Annotated in this window: 3 protein-coding genes; 2 read left to right on the top strand and 1 reads right to left on the bottom strand. The window is 75.8% G+C overall.

The features are described from left to right. Positions 1 to 122: 122 nt before the first annotated feature. Positions 123 to 911, bottom strand: coding sequence for a sirohydrochlorin chelatase (locus MTQ10_RS28970; RefSeq protein ID WP_247473344.1), 789 nt, complete (start codon positions 909 to 911; stop codon positions 123 to 125). Positions 912 to 1,206: 295 nt separating this feature from the next. Here MTQ10_RS28970 and MTQ10_RS28965 point away from each other — a divergent pair, with 295 nt between their 5' ends. Beyond that, complete coding sequence (locus MTQ10_RS28965) at positions 1,207 to 1,836, top strand: SanA/YdcF family protein (RefSeq protein WP_247473346.1); 630 nt, start codon at positions 1,207 to 1,209, stop codon at positions 1,834 to 1,836. A 115-nt stretch (positions 1,837 to 1,951) separates the two neighbouring features. Beyond that, positions 1,952 to 3,600: molybdopterin oxidoreductase family protein (locus MTQ10_RS28960; RefSeq protein ID WP_247473342.1), on the top strand; the 1,649-nt coding region annotated here is incomplete at its 3' end.

Here is a 3,600-nt window from a genome sequence, read left to right as displayed (position 1 = left end):
GCCCCGGACCGGGGCCGCGGGGGTGACGCCGGCCGCCGGTCCGGGGCCGCGGGCGTGAGGCCGGCCGCCGGACCGGGGCCGCGGGGGTGACGCCGGCCGCCGGACCGGGGCCGCGGGGGGTGTCAGGCGGCGGTGTCGGTGCGTGCCGACAGGGCCTGGTCGTAACGGTCGGCGATCAGGCGGGCCATCGACGGGTGGGCGCCCAGAGGGGCGGAGGTGAGCCAGGGGGCCGTCGCCGCGCACTCCGTCGCGAAGCGGCCGGGGGCCGTGAAGTACGAGGCGACGGCGACGCGGTGGCGGCCCCGCGCGGCGAGAGCGCGGACGGCGGTGTCCACCGTGGGTGTCGCCGCCGAGGCGTAGGCGGGGACGACCGGGACACCGAGGCGGGCGGCGAGGAGGCGGGCCGTGCGGCGGGTGTCGGCGGCGGAGTCCGGGTCGGGGGAGCCCGCCGAGGCCAGAACCACGGCGTCGGTGCGGCGGTCCGTGGCGGCCGGGTCCCAGCCGGCCTCCACGAGACGGTCGTACAGGGTGTCCACCAGCAGGGGGTCCGGGCCGAGCGGTGCCGCCACGCGCGCGTGACCGGGAGCGGCGGCGGCCGTCTCCGGGATGTCGTGCTTCACGTGATAGCCGCGGCTCAGCAGCAGCGGCACCAGCACCGACGGGGTGTCGCCGAGCGCGGCGAGCGTGTCCGGCAGCAGGGGGGCGTTCAGTTCGATGTGGCCGAGGTGCACGGGCAGCGCCGGCCGCAGCTCCCGCACCCGTTCCAGCAGCGCCCGTACGGTGCGCAGGGCACGCGGGTCGCGGCTGCCGTGCGCGACGAGGACCAGCGCGGGAGGGTGGCCGGGGTGGCGCCCGCTGTCCGGGGGGACCAGGCGGAGCCGGTCGGCGAGCGGGGTGCGGGTGCGGTTCATACCGAGGATCGTCGCCGGGCGAGGTTGCACCCCCGTTGCACGGCCGTGACGGGTATTTTCCGTCGCTTCACGTCGGCCGGGCATGGGCTGTGAGGTGAACCGGGGGCGGGCCGGGAGCGTCCTGCATGGTCGAAGAGGCGTTCGCCAGGGGATGCCGGGGCCTGCCCGGGCCCGGCGGACAAGAGGGGGCCGTGGTGAGGATCCGACGACAGCGGGGACGCGTGCGGGTGCGACGGCGGGGGGAGGTGTGAAGATCCGCCGGCCGCGGCTGCCGCGGACCCGGGCCGGGCGGCGGATGCTCGTGCAGGGCGTGGTGGCGGTGTGCGTGCTGGCGCTGCTTCCCGCGACCTGGTTGCGGCTGACCACCGGCGACCGGCTGCGCAGTGTCGCCGACGTGCCGCGCACCGGTGTGGCCGTCGTGTTCGGGGCGGGGCTGTGGAGCGGGGAGCCGTCGCCGTATCTGGCGCACCGGCTGGACGCGGCGGCCGAGCTGTACCGGGCGGGCCGGGTCGAGGTGGTGCTGGTCACCGGGGACAACAGCCGCGCCGACTACGACGAGCCGGACGCGATGCGCGCGTATCTGACCCGGCACGGCGTGCCCGACCGGCGGATCGTGAGCGACTACGCCGGGTTCGACACCTGGGACTCCTGCGTGCGGGCGAAGAAGATCTTCGGGGTGGACCGGGCGATCCTGATCAGCCAGGACTTCCACATCCGGCGGGCGGTCGCGCTGTGCGAGGCGGCGGGCGTCTCGTCGTACGGCGTCGGTGTGGCCGAGCCGCACGACGTCACCTGGTACTACGGCGGCACCCGGGAGGTCCTCGCGGCGGGCAAGGCGGCGCTGGACGCGCTGTGGAAGCCCGACCCGCGTTTCCTCGGCCCGCACGAGCCGGGCGTGGAGCGGGCCCTCGACGAGGCCCGCTGACCGGGCCGGGCGCACCGCTCCTCACGGTGCGGCCGGCCGGCCGGGGAGGCCGGTGTGCCGGTGGCGTAACAGGGGCCGTCGTGGCACGTAACACGGCCGTATCACGCTGAGGTGCATGCAGAGCACCGCGACGCCCACGCACTGCCCGTACTGCGCCCTCCAGTGCGGGATGAACCTGACGGCTGTCCCCGGCGGCTCCGGCGGTCCCGGCGGGGCGACGGTGGCGCTGACCGAGCGCGCGGACTTCCCCGTGAACCGGGGCGCCCTGTGCGGCAAGGGCCGTACGGCGCCGGAGGTACTGTCGGCGGGGGTGCGGCTCACCACACCGCTGGTGCGGTCGGGCGGCCGGCTCACGCCCGCCACCTGGGAGGACGCGCTGGACCGTGTCGCGGGCGCGCTGTCGGGCGTGCGGGAGCGGCACGGGGCGGACGCGCTGGGCGTGTTCGGCGGGGGCGGGCTGACCAACGAGAAGGCGTACTCGCTGGGCAAGTTCGCGCGCGTGGTGCTCGGCACCTCGCAGATCGACTACAACGGGCGGTTCTGCATGTCGTCCGCCGCAGCGGCCGGCATGAAGGCGTTCGGGCTGGACCGGGGGCTGCCGTTCCCGCTGGAGGACATCCCGAGGACCGGCTGTGTGATCCTCGTCGGCTCCAACCCGGCCGAGACGATGCCGCCGTCGCTGCGCTACTTCACCGAGCTGCGGGAGAACGGCGGCAAGCTGATCGTCGTCGACCCGCGCCGCACCAGGACCGCCGAACAGGCCGACCTGCACCTGGCGCCGCGTCCCGGCACGGACCTCGCGCTCGCGCTCGGCATGCTGCACCTCGTGGTCGCCGAGGGGCGCGTCGACGAGGCGTACGTCGAGCGGCGTACCACCGGCTGGGAGGAGGCGCGGGCGGCGGCCATGGCGCACTGGCCGGAGTACGTGGAACGGATCACGGGGGTGTCCGTTCCTCGACTCCGGGAAGCGGTACGCATGTTCTGCGAACCGGAGGCCGCGATGGTGCTCACCGCGCGCGGCCCCGAGCAGCAGGCCAAGGGCACCGACACCGTCGGCGCGTGGATCAACCTGTGCCTGGCCACCGGCCGGGCCGGCCGCCCGCTGTCCGGGTACGGCTGCCTCACCGGGCAGGGCAACGGGCAGGGCGGGCGCGAGCACGGCCAGAAGGCCGATCAGCTGCCCGGCTACCGCAAGCTCGACGACCCCGAGGCGCGGCGGCACGTCGCCGAGGTGTGGGGCGTCGCCCCGGACTCCCTGCCGGGCCCCGGGCGCAGCGCGTACGAACTGCTCGACGCGCTCGGCCGGGACGTGAAGGCGCTGCTGCTGATGGGGTCCAACCCGGTGGTGTCCGCGCCGCGCGCCGCCCATGTGGAGGAGCGGCTGCGGTCGCTGGACTTCCTCGCCGTGTGCGACGTCGTGCTGTCGGAGACGGCCGCGCTCGCGGACGTGGTGCTGCCGGTGACGCAGTGGGCCGAGGAGACCGGCACCACCACCAACCTCGAGGGGCGGGTGCTGCTGCGCCGTCAGGCGGTCACCCCGCCCGAGGGCGTCCACAGCGACCTGTACGTGCTGCACGAGCTGGCGGCGCGGCTCGGGGTGGAGAAGGGCTTCCCCACCGATCCCGAGGAGGTCTTCGAGGAGCTGCGCCGGGCGAGCGCGGGCGGCCCCGCCGACTACTCGGGGATCACCTATCGGCGGCTGGCCGAGGAGAACGGTGTGTTCTGGCCTTGCCCTGCGGTCCCGGCGGGGTCGGGGGTGGGGGT

This window comes from Streptomyces sp. XM83C, from assembly GCF_023072675.1.
GTDB lineage: Bacteria > Actinomycetota > Actinomycetes > Streptomycetales > Streptomycetaceae > Streptomyces > Streptomyces thermocoprophilus.
The sequence above is the reverse complement of the archived record's forward strand: the minus strand, read 5'-3'. Positions and strand labels throughout refer to the sequence as shown.